This is a genomic window from Pseudomonas sp. NyZ201 (genome assembly GCF_049860765.1).
In the GTDB taxonomy this organism is placed as follows: domain Bacteria; phylum Pseudomonadota; class Gammaproteobacteria; order Pseudomonadales; family Pseudomonadaceae; genus Aquipseudomonas; species Aquipseudomonas bharatica.
Window position 1 is genome coordinate 2664529 of the sequence record NZ_CP187557.1, and the last position, 16461, is coordinate 2680989.

Here is a 16461-nt window from a genome sequence, read left to right on the forward strand (position 1 = left end):
AAGAAGGACTTGGTCCATGAAACAGCTCCGTTACCTGATGCTTGCGGCGGCCGCGCCGTGCCTGTCTGCGCAGGCAGTTGAAGTTTCGCCGGGGGATTACGAAGTGCTGCCGGCGGGTAAAACCATCGGTGTGGTCTATTACCAGCACTCCACTACCGACAGTGCCTACGCCCAGGGCCACAAGGTCAGCTCCGACTTCAACCTGACCTCCAATGTCGGCATCCTGCGTTTGCTGCATGTCTATAAATTGACCGACCGGCTGACCATCGAGCCGCAGTTCCTGCTGCCGTTCGGCCATGTTTCCAGCGGCGGTGACGCCTCGGCCCTGGGCAGCGCCAGCGGCATCGGCGACCTCATTCTCACCGCGCCGCTCAAGTACCGCCTCAACGAGGCCAACGACACGGTCGGCGCCACGGTCTACCTGGTCGCACCGACCGGCAACTACGACCGCAAGGACGCGCTGAACCTAGGCGAGAACCGCTGGAAAGTGGATCTTCAGGCCGCGTACATCAAGCACTTCGGAGAGAAGTGGGCGCTCGACCTGGTCGGCGATGCGATCTGGTATGGCGACAACGACGACTTCGGCGCCAACTCGGTACGCCGCGAACAGGAGACGTCCTACGCCGCGCAGCTGATGGGGCGTTACATCATCGACCCGGGTACGTCCCTGGCAGTCGGTCTTGGCCACACCTGGGGCGGGGAAAGCCGGGTAGACGGCACCTCCCAGGACGACCGCGGCAAAACCACCAACTTCCGCCTCACCGCCACCAAGTTCTTTACCGCCCAGGACCAGTTGCAGATGCAACTGGGGCGTGACCTCGCGGTAGAAAACGGCCCGAAGGAAAACTTCCGACTGAACCTCAGGTACGTCCGGGTCTTTTAACCGCCTGCACATTCCCAGCTGAAACGGAGCATTCGAACATGACTGAACAAAACGCTTCCACCGAGCAACAACCTTCGCTGTATACCCGCCTGGGTGGCTACGACGCCATTTACCAGTTCGCCGGCGCGGTATTGCGCAAGACCATGGCCCACCCGGCGATCGGCCATATCTGGGCGCATATGTCCGAGTCGACCTTCCAGAAGGAACACATCAACTTCGTCGATTTCCTCGCGCAACATTGGGGTGGCAGCGCCAAGTACCGCGGCCGGGACATGGTCACCGCACACCGCGGCATGGGGCTGACCGAGGTGCACTGGCAAGCCACGCTGGATTGCCTGGAGGCGTGCTACGACGACTACAACCTGGCGCCGGAGCTGCGCAAGGAGGTCAACGACTTCCTGGTCAAGTTCAAGCCCGCCGTGATCGGCAGCCCGTCCTACCGCGACGTGGTGCTGGCCAACCCGACGATGGACCCGGCCAAGGGCATGAAAAGCGTCGGCGTGGTCTGGCCCGCACGCGGCGATGCGGCCGGGCAGGCCGGGGTGCCCAAGCTGGAGCAGTAAGCCTGCGACCCGGCGCAACGCAGTCCTGCTCAACACAGCGACTGTCCTGCTCAACCAAGTGGGCTCGCCGCGCTGGCGCTAGGTTAGTACCAGGCCCAACCGCGGCGAGCCGCACGAACAGCTAATTGCCGGCCCCTGGCCCGGCACCGGAAAGGAAAAAGGACACCCCATGGCCATCACCCGCCCGACGCTCGAACAACTGCAGGCGCTCGCCAGCCGCCTGCACCTGCAACTGACGCCCGAGCAAGCCAGCGAATACCTGGCGCTCATGCAAGGCAGCCTCGATGCCTACGACCTGGTCGACGAACTGCCGGACTTCACGCCGCTGGTGCGCTACGAGCGCACGGCGGGTTATCGCCCCTCCAGCGTGGAGAACCCGCTGAACGCCTGGTACTACCGCACCGAGGTGATGGGCGCCAGCACCGGCAAACTGCTCGGCAGGACGGTCGCGCTCAAGGACAACATCTCGCTGGCGGGCGTGCCGATGATGAACGGCGCCTCGCCACTGGCCGGTTTCGTGCCGTCGTTCGACGCCACCGTGGTGACGCGTCTGCTCGACGCCGGGGTGACCATCCTCGGCAAGGCCACCTGCGAACACTATTGCCTGTCCGGCGCCAGCCACACCTCGGACCCTGCGCCCGTGCACAACCCGTTGCGCCACGGTTTCAGTACCGGCGGCTCGTCGTCGGGCAGCGCGGCGCTGGTCGCGGCGGGCGAGGTTGACCTGGCGGTGGGTGGCGACCAGGGCGGGTCGGCGCGTATTCCGGCGGCCTGGTGTGGCATCTACGGCATGAAGCCGACCTTCGGGTTGGTGCCCTATACCGGGGTGATGGCGATCGAGGCCACTTTCGACCATGTCGGCCCGATGACCCGCAGCGTGCGCGACAACGCGCTGATGCTCGAAGTGATGGCCGGTACCGACGGACTTGACCCGCGCCAGGGCGCGCCGGAGGTCGATAGCTACAGCGACTACCTTGGCCGCGGTGTCGGCGGGCTGCGTATCGGCATCCTCCAGGAAGGTTTCCAGCTCGCCAACCTGGATCCGCGGGTGGCCGAAACGGTACGCAGCGCCATCGCCCGGCTCGAGGCGTTGGGCGCGGTGGTCGAGGAGGTGTCGGTGCCCGAGCACACGCTGGCGGGCTCGTTGTGGAACCCGATCGGCTGCGAAGGCCTGACCATGCAGATGATGCACGGCAACGGCGCGGGCTTTAACTGGAAGGGCCTGTACGACGTCGGCCTGCTCGACAAACAGGCCGGCTGGCGGACCCAGGCCGACGCCCTGTCGCCTTCGCTCAAGCTGTGCATGCTGGTTGGCCAGTTCGGCCTGGAGCACTACCACGGCCGTTACTACGCCAAGGCCCAGAACCTCGCGCGCTTTGCCCGTGCTGGCTACGACAAGGCACTGCAGCGCTACGACCTGCTGGTGATGCCGACCGTGCCCATCGTCGCCCAGCCGCTGCCGGCGCCGGATTGCTCGATCACCGAGAACGTCTCGCGCGCACTGGAGATGCTCGGCAACACCGCCGCACAGGACATCACCGGCCACCCGGCCATGTCCATCCCCTGTGGCCTGGTCGACGGCCTGCCGGTCGGGCTGATGCTGGTCGGCAAGCACTACGCCGAAGGCACGATCTACCAGGCCGCGGCAGCCTTCGAAAACGCAGTGGACTGGCGCACGCTGTAGGCGCTGCGCCTCTGCAAACAACAACCAGAACAGCAATAACCACCAACAACCGTGTCGAACGAGAGGAGTAATCCCATGACGGCAACCTCAACCCCTGGCGAGCGCGCGCGGGCACTGTTTGCAGTGCTCAAGAACAAGGACCTCATCCCCGAGGGCTACATCGAACAGCTCACCGAACTCATGGAATATGGCTGGAGCCCGGAAAACGGCGCGCGCATCGTCGCCAGGGCCTGGGTCGACCCGCAGTTCCGCGAACTGCTGCTCAAGGACGGTACCGCCGCCTGCGCCCAGTTCGGTTTCACCGGCCCGCAGGGCGAATACATCGTCGCCCTGGAAGACACCCCGCAGGTCAAGAACGTGATCGTCTGCAGCCTGTGCTCTTGCACCAACTGGCCGGTGCTGGGCCTGCCGCCGGAGTGGTACAAGGGCTTCGAGTTCCGTGCGCGGCTGGTCCGGGAGGGGCGTACGGTACTGCGCGAGCTGGGCACCGAGTTGCCCGACGACGTGCTGGTGAAGGTCTGGGACACCAGCGCCGAAAGCCGTTACCTGGTGCTGCCGCAACGGCCCGCGGGCTCTGAGGACATGAGCGAAGAGCAGTTGCGGCAACTGGTCACCAAGGACGTGCTTATCGGTGTCGCCGTGCCCCGGGTTGGCTGAGCCGGTCCACCCACCTCATTCACCTTCGGAGTATTCAATATGGATGGCTTCCACGATCTCGGCGGTTTCCAGGGCTTTGGCAAAGTGCCCCATCGCATCAACAGCCTGAGCTACAAGCAGGTATTCAAGCAGGACTGGGAACACCTGGCCTACAGCCTGATGTTCATCGGCGCCGATCACATGAAGAAGTTCAGCGTCGACGAAATACGTCACGCGGTCGAACGCATCGATGTGCGCCAGCATGTCGGTACCGAGTACTACGAGCGTTATGTGATCGCCACCGCCACGTTGCTGGTCGAGACCGGCGTCATCACCCAGGCCGAACTGGATGAGGCGCTGGGCTCGCACTTCAAGCTGGCCAACCCCGCCCATGCGAAAGGGCGTGCGGCAATCACCGGGCGAGCGCCTTTCGAAGTGGGCGACCGGGTCATCGTGCGTGATGAATACGTGGCCGGGCATGTGCGCATGCCGGGGTATGTGCGCGGCAAGCAAGGCGTGGTGCTGCACCGGACCACCGAACAGTGGCCGTTCCCGGATGCGATCGGGCATGGCGACCAGAGCGCTGCGCACCAACCGACCTACCATGTCGAGTTTCGCGTGCGCGACCTGTGGGGCGATGCCGCAGACGATGGGCTGGTGGTGGTAGACCTGTTCGAAAGCTACCTGGACAAGGTCGAAGGTTCGGGAGCAGCGCGCCCATGAGCAATAGCGCCCAGGCGGGCCGACTGCCGGTGACGGTCCTTTCGGGCTTCCTCGGCGCAGGCAAGACGACCTTGCTCAACCATATCCTGCGCAACCGCCAGGGCCTGAAGGTGGCGGTTATCGTCAACGACATGAGCGAGGTCAACATCGATGCCTCCGAGGTGCAGCGCGAGGTTGCGCTGCACCGTGGCGAGGATGAATTGATCGAGATGAGCAACGGCTGTATCTGCTGCACCCTGCGTGCCGACCTGCTCGAGCAGATCAGCGCGTTGGCGCGCCAGCAGCGCTTCGATTACCTGTTGATCGAGTCCACCGGGATTTCCGAGCCGATGCCGGTCGCCGAGACCTTTGCCTTTCTCGACACCAACGGCTTCAGCCTTAGCGAGCTGGCGCGCCTGGATACCCTGGTGACGGTGGTCGATGCCAGCCAGTTCATGGCCTTGCTCGATTCAGCCGAAACCGTCGCCCGTGCCGATGCCACCGGTGACATCCCCAGGCGTCCGCTGGCCGACCTGCTGATCGAGCAGGTCGAGTACGCCAACGTGATCCTGGTCAACAAGTGCGACCTGGTCGATGAGGCCGGCTACCAGGTGCTGCGGGCGATTCTGGCCGGACTTAATCCGGGGGCGCAGATCCTGCCGATGGTCGACGGCAACGTAGCGCTGTCGAGCATCCTTGGCACCGGGCTGTTCGATCTGCCCCGCCTTGCTGCAGCGCCCGGGTGGATGAAGCAGATGGACGCGCACGACACACCGGCTGCCGAGTCGGACACCTATGGTGTGGTGTCGTGGGTGTATCGCGAGCGCGCCCCGTTCCATCCGCAACGCTTGCTCGCGTTTCTTGCCCGTCCCTGGCGCAACGGTCGGTTGCTGCGCAGCAAAGGCTATTTCTGGCTCGCCAGCCGCCATCGCGAAACCGCGCTGCTGGTGCACAGCGGCAAGCAATTCCAGTGGGACTACGTGGGGCATTGGTGGCGCTTCATCGAACCGTCGCAATGGCCGCAAGACCACTATCGCCTGCAGGGCATCACGGCCAAGTGGGACAGCATCGTCGGCGACTGCCGCCAGGAACTGGTGTTCATCGGCCAGGACCTGGACATCCAGGCGCTGCAACGCGAGCTCGACCACTGTCTGCTGAGCCCGGACGAAATCGCCAGCGGCCCGTCGGCCTGGCCAGCGCTGCCGGGGGCGGCCGACTTCGACAGCCAGGCCGTGTCGGTCCGGCAGGTGCAGGCATCGCCGGCTGATGCCGCCATGCAAGCGGAGGTGTCGCATGCTGTTGTTTAATCGCACCAGCCGCTGGGTTTTAGCCCCGCTGGCCGACCGCCTGGCTGAGCGCGATGCATTCGTGCAACCAACCTGCTGGCCTTGAATGCGGCGATCGAGGCTGCACGGGCAGGTGAGGCCGGGTAACGTTCTGCCGGCCTTTACGCCAACCTGTCCTGGTCCCAGAATCTCCCTCCCAGCCAATAGAAATCCCATTGCCATGCCTCCAGGCTTTCCCGCCTTGCCGTCACTCAACGCCCTGCGTATGTTCGAAGTGGTTGCGCGGCACCTGAATTTCCGCCTTGCCGCCGAGGAACTGGGCCTGACCCAGGCCGCCGTGGCCCAGCAGATCCGTGGCCTGGAGGCGAGCCTCGGGGTTCGCCTGTTCGAGCGCCTGCCCCGGGGCCTTGGCCTGACCGACGCCGGTCGTGGCTATAGCGCCAGCATCCGCAGCGCCCTGGCGATGATCGACGAGGCGACCCGCCTGCTGCGTCCGCAGTCCGAACAATTGACCATCAGCGTGACCCCGTCGTTTGCCTCCCGCTGGCTGATGCCGCGCTTGGGCGATTTCGCCGAGCGCTATCCGCAGATCGACCTGCGCCTGCTGGCCACCGATCGGCTGTCGCATTTCCACACCGAGGGCGTAGATATCGCCGTGCGCTACGGCCAGCCGCCCTTCGGTGGCGGCCTGAACACCGAGTTGCTGATGGAGCAACGGGTAGTGGCCGTGGCGAGTCCGGCGTTATTGGCGCAAAAGGGCACCCCGCAAACCTTCGAGGCGCTGCAGGGCTTTGTCGCATTGCATGACGCCCACCATTACTGGCCGCTGTTCGTCGCCGCGCTGTTCCCCGGCCATCCTTCGCCGAGCGCCAGAAACCTGCGCTTCAACCAGACGTCCCTGGCCATCGAGGCGGCCATCGGCGGGCAGGGCATCGCGCTGGCCAGCCATGCCTTCGTCAAGGAGGATATCGGCGCCGGCCGCCTGACCCAGGTGTTCACCCAGGAGCTGCGCCTGGACAAGGCGTTCTACCTGGTCTGGCCGCGCAAGACCCGGCAGTCGCCGCTGTTGCAGGTTGTCAAGGGGTGGCTGAAGGAACAGGCAGCCGATAGCTGAGCTACTGGCTTGGCATGCTCTTCCTGTCTCCCTGGTCCTTGAATCGGCTGCTAGGGTGTAGGGACTCGAAACATCAAGAGTCCGAACCCCAGGAGGCAACATGGCAGTCGAAAAAACAGCGATCATCACCGCCGCCGGCAGCGGCATGGGCGCAGCCACGGCGCGGCGGCTGGCGGCCGACGGGTACAAGGTCGGGATCCTCTCGTCGTCCGGCAAGGGCGAGGCGCTGGCCCGGGAACTGGGTGGGGTCGGGGTGACCGGCAGCAACCAGTCGGTGCCAGACCTGCAACGCCTGGTGGATGCGGTGATGGAGAAATGGGGCCGGGTCGATGTGCTGGTCAACAGCGCCGGCCATGGCCCGCGGGCGCCGATCCTCGAGATCAGCGACGAAGACTGGCACAAGGGCATGGACACCTACCTGCTCAACGTGATCCGCCCGACCCGGCTGGTAGCGCCGATCATGCAGCGCCAGCAGGGCGGGGTGGTGATCAATATTTCCACCGCCTGGGCGTTCGAACCGGTGGACCTGTTCCCGACCTCGGCGGTGTTTCGCGCCGGGCTCGCGGCCTTTACCAAGATCTTTGCCGATACCTATGCCGGCGATAACCTGCGCATGAACAACGTATTGCCCGGATGGATCGACAGCCTGCCGGCCACCGACCAGCGCCGCGACAGCGTGCCGCTCAAGCGCTATGGAACCAGCGAGGAGATCGCGGCGACCATTGCCTTCCTGGCCAGCGATGGCGCCGCTTACATCACCGGGCAGAACCTCAAGGTGGATGGTGGGGTGACCCGCAGTATCTGAGGGTGTTGCTGCTGGCCCTATCGCTGCATGGGTATCTACACATGGCTGCGAGGTGCCCGTCAGAGAACCGCGTTATGGCCACCAGGCGCATGCCGACAGATCTTCAGCGTTCTCCAAATCGAGCGCCGCCCGCGCGGCGCTCGATCTCAAGGGCGCTGGAAAAGTCATGACGAGCACCTGTCAGCCCTGATCCGATCTACTGACGAGCCTTCTCACCTCAAAAAATGTGTAGATACCTATGCCTATCGCTGGCAAGCAGCAACCCGTTTTTTCCAACTCCCACAGAGCCACCGTCTAGCGAACACACGGCCCTCCATCGTTTTTGCTAAGCTCGCCGCCTGCAATCATTAGCGCTGGAAGACCCCGTGGCACGAAAATCCAGAAGAGAACTGGCCAGCGCCGAACAAGGCGCGATCCCGGTCACCGTGATCGATGTAGCCCGGGTCGCGGGCGTGTCGCCAATCACTGTTTCGCGAGCCCTGCACCGCCCCGAACGGGTCAGCGAAGCCACCCGCGAACGGGTGCTGGAAGTGGTCCGCGAGATGGGCTACGTGCCGAATTTGCTGGCCGGCAGCCTGGCCAGCAGCAAGAGCCGCCTGGTGGCGATCCTCCTGCCAACCCTGGCCAATTCGATCTTCGCTACCTTGGTCCAGTCCGTCATGGAGCGCCTGACCGAGGCGGGCTATCACTCGCTGCTCGGCCCGACCGGCTATTCGCCTGAAAAGGAAGAGGCGCTGCTGGAGGCGATCCTTGGGCGCCGTCCGGATGCCATCGTGCTGACCGGCACCTTGCATACCGATGGCAGCCGGGCGCGCCTGGCTTCGGCGGGGATCCCGGTGGTCGAGGCTTGGGATCTTGGCGAGCACGCCCTGGATATGCAGGTCGGTTTCTCCCATGAAGAGGTAGGACAACTGGTTGCCGAGCATTTCCATGGCAAGGGCTACCAGCGTTTCTCCGTGATCACGGTGGATGATCCCCGTGGCATCCGCCGCTGCGAAGGGCTGACCCGGCGCCTGGCCCAGCTCGGCATCGAGGATGTGCCGGTCGAAGTGCTGCCGCTGCCCTCTACCTGGTCGGTCGGCAGGGAAGGGCTGCGTCGCCTGCTGCAGCGCGATCCACGCCCGCAACTGGTGTTCTGCAGCTCCGACAGCGTGGCCCTCGGCGCTCTTGCGGAGGCCGCCGCACAAGGGCTGCGGGTTCCCGAAGAGATCGCCGTGCTCGGCTTCGGCGACACCGTCGACAGCCAGCATGCGCACCCGGCGCTGTCCACCATCAGTGTCAATTCCGCCGTCATGGGCCGCACGGTCGCCGAGGCGCTGTTGCGCCGTCTGGCCGGTGGCAAGGCAGTCGAACGGCACGATACAGGGTTCCATCTCGTCGAACGCGCCAGCACCTGAACTCCCCCTTGCCCGACAAAAAGTCCTTGCGGCTACTTGAATGATAACGTTATCCAATCCATGATGGTCGTTAGGTTGTACGATGACATGCGTCCCCGCTGGATCATCCGCAGGCCCGTTCAATTCCGCCTAGAACAAAAGCACAAGGAAACCTCGATGAATGCACTGAGCCAAGCCACCCAAGCCACCCAAGCCACACCGCTGATCACCGAATTGCAGGTGGTGCCGGTGGCCGGCCACGACAGCATGCTGCTCAACCTCAGCGGCGCCCATGGCCCGTACTTCACCCGCAATGTGCTGATTCTCAAGGACAACGCCGGGCGTACCGGTGTCGGCGAGGTGCCGGGCGGCGAGGCGATTCGCAAGACCCTCGAAGACGCCCGCGACCTGCTGGTCGGCCAGTCCATCGGCAACTACCAGGGCCTGCTGAACAAGGTGCGCCATGCCTTTGCCGAGCGAGATTCGGGTGGGCGGGGCCTGCAGACCTTCGACCTGCGCATCACCGTGCACGCCGTTACCGCACTGGAGTCGGCCTTGCTCGACCTGCTTGGCCAGCACCTTGAAGTGCCGGTAGCGGCGTTGTTGGGGGAAGGGCAGCAGCGCGATGCCGTCGAGATGCTCGGCTACCTGTTCTATGTCGGCGACCGCCAGCGCACCGACCTGCCGTACCGCAGCGAAGACGATGCCGATGACGCCTGGTTCCGCGTGCGCAACGAAGAAGCCCTGACCCCGGAGCGGGTGGTACGCCTGGCCGAGGCCGCTTACCAGCGCTATGGCTTCAAGGACTTCAAGCTCAAGGGCGGCGTGCTGCGCGGTGGCGAGGAGATCGAAGCGGTAACGGCCCTGGCCGAGCGCTTCCCTGACGCACGCATCACCCTTGACCCGAATGGTGCCTGGTCGCTGAAGGAAGCCATCGCCCTGTGCCGCGACCAGCATCATGTGCTGGCCTATGCCGAAGACCCTTGTGGTGCCGAGAACGGCTATAGCGGTCGCGAGGTGATGGCCGAGTTCCGCCGCGCCACGGGGCTGCGCACTGCCACCAACATGATCGCCACCGACTGGCGGCAAATGGGTCATGCGATCCAGTTGCAGTCGGTCGACATCCCCCTGGCCGACCCGCATTTCTGGACCATGCAGGGTTCGGTGCGGGTGGCGCAGATGTGCAATGACTGGGGGCTGACCTGGGGCTCGCACTCCAACAACCACTTCGATATCTCGCTGGCGATGTTCACCCATGTCGCGGCGGCGGCGCCGGGCAACGTCACGGCCATCGATACCCACTGGATCTGGCAGGACGGCCAGCGCCTGACCCGCGAGCCGCTGAAGATCGAGGGTGGCCTGGTGCAGGTGCCGAAGAAGCCGGGGCTGGGGATCGAGCTGGACTGGGATGCCTTGATGCAGGCCCATGAGACCTACCGCAATATGGGCCTGGGCGCCCGGGACGACGCGGTGGCGATGCAGTACCTGGTGTCGGGATGGACCTTCGATAACAAGCGGCCTTGCCTGGTGCGCTGAGTACCTTCGAGCGCTTGACACCTACCCTGTGGGAGCTGGCTTGCCAGCGATTTGGCCCGACCTGGCAACCTCTTTGCCTTTGCCGGCCTCATCGCTGGCAAGCCAGCTCCCACAGGTGCTGCACAATGCTCAGGATCTGCGCTGACCTTGTAGGAGCTTGCCACAGGGCACCCTTGGTGCCGCTCAGTCCGGCTCAGGATGTTCGCTGGACACCGAGTTGTTGGCATCCACATCGGGCATCGCTTCCTCGAGCGATGCCTTTTCGGCCTCGGCCTCGGATTGCACATCCGGGGCCTGGTCCTCGTCGGGTCGATTTTCGTCTGCCATGTGCACCTCTTATTCCTGATCGATCAGGCTATCGGTCCTTGCCGTGCCATTGTCCCGCTCCAGTTGTGCATCCTGGTCCGAGCCGGGATTGCCAGGGGGCGGGTTCCAGTCTTCCGGGCGTTCGTCGTTTCCCTGCCTGGGCTCGGAGGGGCTTTGCTCGAGCCCGGAGCCATGCCCGTGGTTTTCCGGCGCTTCGCCGGGGCCGGGGTAGGGCGCATCCGGGCCGTTATGGTCGATTGGCATGCGTGTTCTCCTGTTCCAGGCGCGGACATCGCGCCCCTACGGTTGGGAGGGCCAGGGACGGGTGGAAGTGTCCGTGGTTCGACGAATGACATTCACCAGGCGCAGCGAAATTTTATGTCGTGGGGAATTTATCCTGGCGTACAACAGTCTTTCCCTGCGTAATGGCAATCGGATATCGTTTCCGTGCAAAGTTTCCGTGCAAAGTTCGACACGTCGCCGCGAGGTCAGGCATGAATTCAGAACCCACCGCGTCCGATGCCGGCGACGCCCGCGAGCGCCTGCAACTGGCCCTGGACGCCGGCGCCATCACCGGCAGTTGGGTTTGGGACATCCCCAACAACAGCGTTACCGCCGACCAGCGTTTTTCCCGGGCGTTCGGCCTGCCCCTGGACAAGTGCAGGGCCGGGATGCCGATCGAGGAAGCCTTCACCTCGATCCATCCGCAGGATGTCGAGCGGGTCGCCGCCGATATCCAGCGCACCATGCAACAGGGCGGGGCGTTCCGCTGCGAGTACCGGGTTCGCCAGGAAGACGGCTGCTACCGCTGGATCGAAGCCAGCGGGCACTGTGAACTGGACAGCCAGGGCCAGGCCGTGCGCTTCCCCGGGGTGCTGATCGATATCGAGTCGCGGCGGGCGGCGGAAGCCGAGCGGGACCGGGTTTCGGCGCTGCTGCGCACCTTTGCCGCCGCGGTGCCCGGGGTCGTCTACGCCAAGGACCTGGACGGGCGGATGCTGGTGGCCAACCACGGCACCACCGAACTGATCGGCAAGCCTCCGTCGTTCTATATCGGCAAGACCGACCTGGAGTTCCTCGAAGACAAGGACCAGGCCCGGCAGGTCATGGAAACCGACCGGCGCATCATGCAGGGCGGCAAGGCCGAGCAGATCGAGGAACGTGTCGATATGGCCGACGGCACCGCCGCCATCTGGCTATCGATGAAGGCGCCATTGCGCGACGACACGGGGGCGGTGATCGGGCTGATCGGCTCTTCCATCGACGTCACGGCCAAGAAGGCTGCCGAACAGGCCCTGCTGGATCTTAACCGGACCCTGGAAACCCGGATCAGCGAAGCCGTCGCCGAAAACGAGGCGGCCCAGGCAGCCTTGCGCCAGGCGCAGAAGATGGAGGCCGTCGGCCAGCTCACCGGTGGCATCGCCCACGACTTCAATAACCTGCTGGCGGGCATCACCGGCAGCCTTGACCTGATCAAGCTGCGCCTGAGCCAGGGGCGCACCGCCGACCTGGAGCGTTATGTCGCGGTGGCCCAGGGCGCGGCACAACGGGCGGCGGCCTTGACCCATCGCTTGCTGGCCTTTTCCCGGCAGCAGACGCTGCAGCCGGTGCCGACCGATATCAACGCCCTGGTCGGCGGCATGGAGGAACTGATCCAGCGCACCGTCGGCCCGACCATCGAGGTCTCGGTGCAGCTCGAGTCGGCGCTCAAGACCTGCCTGGTCGATCCGGCCCAGGTCGAGAATGCCCTGCTGAACCTGTGCATCAATGCCCGCGATGCCCTGCGCGGAGGGGGCGACCTGCGCATCCGCACCTTCGACCAGCGCGGTGGCGAACAGGACCTGCCGCCTGGTGACTACCTGACCATCGCCGTCGAGGACAACGGTTGCGGGATGAGCCCGGAAGTCCTGGCCAAGGTCTTCGAACCCTTCTTTACCACCAAGGCGGTTGGTGCCGGCTCCGGGCTGGGGCTGCCGATGATCTATGGCTTCGCCCGGCAGTCCGGCGGTCAGGTGCGGATCGAGTCCGAGGAGGGCGGCGGAACGCGGGTGTTCCTGTCGTTGCCGGCCCGGGCGTTGCCGGTCGCCACGCCGGCCATGGCCGGGGCCGGTGAAGAGATCCCCGGTGCAGCCCGCGGAGCCACGGTACTGGTGGTGGAAGATGAAGCCTCGGTGCGTGCCTTCGTCAGCGAAACCCTCGCCGGGCAGGGCTATGCGGTGATCGAGGCAGCGGACAGCAAGGCCGGGCTGCGCCTGCTGCGTTCGGATATCTGCATCGATGCGCTGGTGACCGACATCGGCCTGCCTGGCGGCATGGACGGGCATCGCATGGTAGTCGAGAGCCGCGCGGCCAGGCCCGGGCTGCCGGTGCTGTTCATGACCGGCTATGCCCGGCCGGAGGTGCTGGAGAACTCGCCACTGGAGCCGGCAGGGCTGGTACTGACCAAGCCGTTCGCGCTGGAGGCGTTGCTCAGGGGTGTGGAAGCGCTGCTCAAGCGCTGAGGGGCATCAGCATTGATAGCTGATTGATATTGGTCGGTCGCCACCTAATATTCACATTACTGTCATAAAGTTTCGGCAAAGTGCCTCGGCCATCACACGGAGCACTTTCTAGATGAAACGCCTGATGAAGTCCGCTGCACTCGCCGTTTCGGTTTCCCTGTTCGCCACCACGGCTTTCGCCGAAAACATCCGCCTGACCGGTTCCGGTGCCAGTTTCCCTGCACCGATCTACCTGACCTGGTTCAAGGATTTCAGCAAGAACACCGCTGGCGTAACGGTTGACTACCAATCCAAGGGCAGTGGTGCCGGTGTGCAGGACTTCCTGAACAAGACCGTCGATTTCGCCGCCAGTGACTCGGCCATGAAAGACGAGGAAATCGCCAAGGTCGGCGAGGGCGTGCAACTGCTGCCGATGACCGCCGGTGAGATCGTCCTGGCCTACAACCTGCCGGGCAACCCGAAGGGCCTGAAGCTGCCACGCGATGTCTATTCCGACATCTTCCTGGGCAAGATCACCCAGTGGAACGATCCGAAGATCGTCGCCGCCAACCCTGACCTGAAGCTGCCGGCCACCCCGATCACCGTGGTCGTGCGCGCTGACTCCAGCGGTACCACCGCCGTGTTCACCAAGCACCTGTCGGCCATCAACCCTGCGTTCAAGGAAGCGCTGGGCGAGGGCAACACGGTGAACTGGCCGGCGACCGACAAGTTCATCAAGTCGCCGAAGAACGACGGCATCACCGCCACCGTGCGCCAGACCCCGGGCGCCATCGGCTACATCGAGTACGGCTTCGCCAAGCTGGCCAAGGTCGATTTCGCCGCGCTGCAGAACAAGGCCGGCCAGTACGTGGTGCCTAACGCCGAAAGCGGTGCCGAAGCGCTGGCCGCAGTGAAAATGCCGGAAAACCTGGTGGCCTGGCTGCCGGATCCGGACGGTGCCAAGTCCTACCCGATCACGTCCTACACCTGGATGATCTTCCGCAAGGACAACGGTAACCCGGCCAAGGCCAAGGCCATGCGCGACATGATCGAGTACAGCCTCACCGAAGGCCAGAAAATCGCCGACTCCATGGGCTACATCCCGCTGCCGCCATCGGTTGTCGAGCAGGTACGCAAAGCGTCCGCCAACATCCAGTAAGACTGCCAGCACGCTCCCGGCGCCTGTTGCCCCGGGAGCGTTTGCCCTTGTACCGGAAGCAATCGATGAACACCCCATTTGACATACCGGATAACCCCGACTCCGCCTGCCGGCCACCCTCGGCGAAGGACTTCCTGGTCGATCGCATCTTCCGCGGCCTGGCCCGCATCGGTGTGGCGCTGATCCTGGCGCTGGTGCTCGCGCTGATCTTCGAGATCGGGCGCAAGGCGCTGCCAGGTATGGAGAAGCACGGCCTGGATGTGCTGTTCGGCACGGTCTGGGACGTCAACCAAGGCAAATACGGAATTCTGCCAGCCATTTGGGGCACGCTGTACAGCGCCTTTATCGCACTGCTTATCGCCGGCTTCTTCGGCGTCAGCATGGCGATCTTCCTGACCCAGGATTTCCTCCCGGCGAAACTCGCCGCCGTATTCCGCACCATCGTCGAATTGCTCGCCGCCATCCCCAGCGTGGTCTACGGCCTGTGGGGCATCTATGTGGTGATTCCGGCGATCCGCCCGCTGACCGCCTGGCTGAACAGCGAGCTGGGCTGGATTCCGTTCTTCGGTACCTCCCTGAGCGGCCCCGGCCTGCTGCCGGCGGCGCTGGTGCTGGCGATCATGATCCTGCCGACCGTTGCCGCTGTTTCCCAGGACGCCCTGGCCAGCGTGCCGATGAAAACCAAGCAGGCCGCCTATGGCCTGGGCACCACCCACTGGGAAGCGATCCTCAAGGTCATGGTTCCTTCTGCCGCCACCGGCATCTTCGGCTCCCTGGTACTCGGCCTGGGCCGGGCACTGGGTGAAACCATGGCCCTGGCCATGCTGGTGGGCAATGCCAACACCCTCTCGGTGTCGCTGTTCGCCCCGGCCAACACGCTGGCCGCCTTGCTCGCCCTGAACTTCCCGGAGGCCGGCCCGAACGAGGTCGAGGTGCTGATGTATGCAGCACTGGTGCTGATGTTCATCACCCTGCTGGTGAACGTGCTTGGATCGCTGCTCATGCTCTACGCCCAGCGGGGGAACAAATAATGACCGACCTGTCGCAACCGGTAACCGCGCTGCCGAGCCTGCAGCGCCGCTTCGAAGGCCGCGCCCTGCGCAGCCTGGTCCTGACCAGCCTGGCGTGGATCATCGCGATCGTGGCCAGCGTGCCGCTGATTTCCGTGCTGTACATGCTGATCACCAAGGGCGGTGCGCGCCTGAGCCTGGAGGTCTTCACCGAACTGCCCCCCACCGGCTTCGAGATGGGCGGGGGCTTCGGCAACGCCATGGCCGGCACCTTCGTCATGGTCGGCATCGCCGCGGCCATCGCCGTGCCGGTCGGCATCCTGGCGGCGGTGTTCCTCGCCGAACTGGGCCCTGACAGCAAGCTGGCCAACGCCGCGCGCTTCGCCGCGAAGATGCTCACCGGCCTGCCGTCGATCCTGGCGGGCGTATTCGCCTACGCCCTGGTGGTGATGACCACCGGCACCTATTCGGCACCGGCCGGTGGCGTGGCCCTGGCCGTGCTCATGCTGCCGATCGTCGTGCTGACCGCCGAGGAAGCCATGAAGATGGTGCCCAAGATCATGAAGGACGCCGCCTACGGCATGGGCTGCACCCGCGCCCAGGTGATCATGAAGATCATCCTGCCGACCGGCCTGCCCGCGATCCTCACCGGGGTGATGCTGGCGGTGGCCCGTGCCGCTGGCGAAACCGCGCCGCTGCTGTTCACCGCGCTGTTCAGCAACTACTGGATCTACCACGAAGGCAGCCTGGCGGTGATGAACCCCACGGCCTCGCTGGCGGTACTGATCTACAACTTCTCCGGCATGCCGTTCGACAACCAGCTCGAACTCGCATGGGCGGCCTCGCTGGTCCTGGTGATCATCGTGCTGCTGGTCAATATCGTCAGCCGTATCTTCGGCAAGCCCAAGTATTAAGAAAGGG

Annotated in this window: 16 protein-coding genes; 14 read left to right on the forward strand and 2 right to left on the reverse strand. The window is 64.7% G+C overall.

Annotated elements, in window-relative coordinates; translation table 11 throughout:
• Positions 1-16 precede the first annotated feature (16 nt).
• The 10 genes from ACPFMA_RS11820 to gudD all read left to right on the forward strand — a co-directional run bounded on the left by ACPFMA_RS11820 (position 17) and on the right by gudD (position 10585).
• On the forward strand, positions 17-883 hold the full coding sequence (locus ACPFMA_RS11820) for a transporter (protein ID WP_425930254.1): 867 nt from the start codon (positions 17-19) through the stop codon (positions 881-883).
• Between the two features lie 38 nt (positions 884-921).
• A complete protein-coding gene (locus ACPFMA_RS11825) occupies positions 922-1446 on the forward strand; it encodes a group I truncated hemoglobin (RefSeq protein ID WP_420056664.1) in 525 nt (174 codons plus the stop codon).
• A 169-nt stretch (positions 1447-1615) separates the two neighbouring features.
• On the forward strand, positions 1616-3130 hold the full coding sequence (locus ACPFMA_RS11830) for an amidase (RefSeq protein ID WP_425930255.1): 1515 nt from the start codon (positions 1616-1618) through the stop codon (positions 3128-3130).
• Between the two features lie 75 nt (positions 3131-3205).
• Positions 3206-3787, forward strand: a complete 582-nt coding sequence (gene nthA / locus ACPFMA_RS11835; RefSeq protein WP_425930256.1) for a nitrile hydratase subunit alpha — start codon at positions 3206-3208, stop codon at positions 3785-3787.
• A gap of 39 nt (positions 3788-3826) precedes the next feature.
• Positions 3827-4489 carry a nitrile hydratase subunit beta gene (nthB, locus tag ACPFMA_RS11840; RefSeq protein ID WP_425930257.1) on the forward strand — a complete coding sequence of 221 codons (663 nt, stop codon included), beginning with the start codon at positions 3827-3829 and terminating at the stop codon, positions 4487-4489.
• On the forward strand, positions 4486-5775 hold the full coding sequence (locus ACPFMA_RS11845; RefSeq protein WP_425930258.1) for a GTP-binding protein: 1290 nt from the start codon (positions 4486-4488) through the stop codon (positions 5773-5775). Before nthB ends, ACPFMA_RS11845 begins: the two co-directional genes overlap by 4 nt.
• A 199-nt stretch (positions 5776-5974) precedes the next feature.
• Positions 5975-6868: a LysR substrate-binding domain-containing protein gene (locus ACPFMA_RS11850; protein ID WP_425930259.1), complete on the forward strand. Its 894-nt coding sequence runs from the start codon at positions 5975-5977 to the stop codon at positions 6866-6868.
• A gap of 100 nt (positions 6869-6968) precedes the next feature.
• A complete protein-coding gene (locus ACPFMA_RS11855; protein WP_064304333.1) occupies positions 6969-7673 on the forward strand; it encodes an SDR family oxidoreductase in 705 nt (234 codons plus the stop codon).
• 365 nt (positions 7674-8038) lie between these two features.
• Entirely contained in the window at positions 8039-9070 is a 1032-nt protein-coding gene (locus tag ACPFMA_RS11860) for a LacI family DNA-binding transcriptional regulator (protein ID WP_420056658.1), read from the forward strand.
• Positions 9071-9226: 156 nt separating this feature from the next.
• On the forward strand, positions 9227-10585 hold the full coding sequence (gene gudD / locus ACPFMA_RS11865; RefSeq protein WP_425930260.1) for a glucarate dehydratase: 1359 nt from the start codon (positions 9227-9229) through the stop codon (positions 10583-10585).
• Positions 10586-10768: 183 nt separating this feature from the next.
• On the opposite strand, the gene ACPFMA_RS11870 is transcribed toward gudD, so the two are convergent.
• Both ACPFMA_RS11870 and ACPFMA_RS11875 read right to left on the reverse strand, forming a co-directional pair.
• Positions 10769-10912: a hypothetical protein gene (locus tag ACPFMA_RS11870; protein ID WP_420056657.1), complete on the reverse strand. Its 144-nt coding sequence runs from the start codon at positions 10910-10912 to the stop codon at positions 10769-10771.
• A 9-nt stretch (positions 10913-10921) separates the two neighbouring features.
• The gene (locus ACPFMA_RS11875) at positions 10922-11155 is read right to left on the reverse strand and encodes a hypothetical protein (RefSeq protein WP_420056656.1); all 234 of its coding nucleotides are present in this window, start codon (positions 11153-11155) and stop codon (positions 10922-10924) included.
• A 230-nt stretch (positions 11156-11385) separates the two neighbouring features.
• Between ACPFMA_RS11875 and ACPFMA_RS11880 the strand changes: the two genes are divergently transcribed.
• The 4 genes from ACPFMA_RS11880 to pstA all read left to right on the forward strand — a co-directional run bounded on the left by ACPFMA_RS11880 (position 11386) and on the right by pstA (position 16454).
• Positions 11386-13392, forward strand: coding sequence for a PAS domain-containing protein (locus ACPFMA_RS11880; protein WP_425930261.1), 2007 nt, complete (start codon positions 11386-11388; stop codon positions 13390-13392).
• Positions 13393-13504: 112 nt separating this feature from the next.
• Entirely contained in the window at positions 13505-14530 is a 1026-nt protein-coding gene (gene pstS / locus ACPFMA_RS11885) for a phosphate ABC transporter substrate-binding protein PstS (RefSeq protein ID WP_009400296.1), read from the forward strand.
• A gap of 65 nt (positions 14531-14595) precedes the next feature.
• Positions 14596-15561: a phosphate ABC transporter permease subunit PstC gene (gene pstC, locus ACPFMA_RS11890; protein WP_009400295.1), complete on the forward strand. Its 966-nt coding sequence runs from the start codon at positions 14596-14598 to the stop codon at positions 15559-15561.
• Positions 15561-16454, forward strand: coding sequence for a phosphate ABC transporter permease PstA (gene pstA / locus ACPFMA_RS11895; protein WP_009400294.1), 894 nt, complete (start codon positions 15561-15563; stop codon positions 16452-16454). Before pstC ends, pstA begins: the two co-directional genes overlap by 1 nt.
• Positions 16455-16461: the final 7 nt, after the last annotated feature.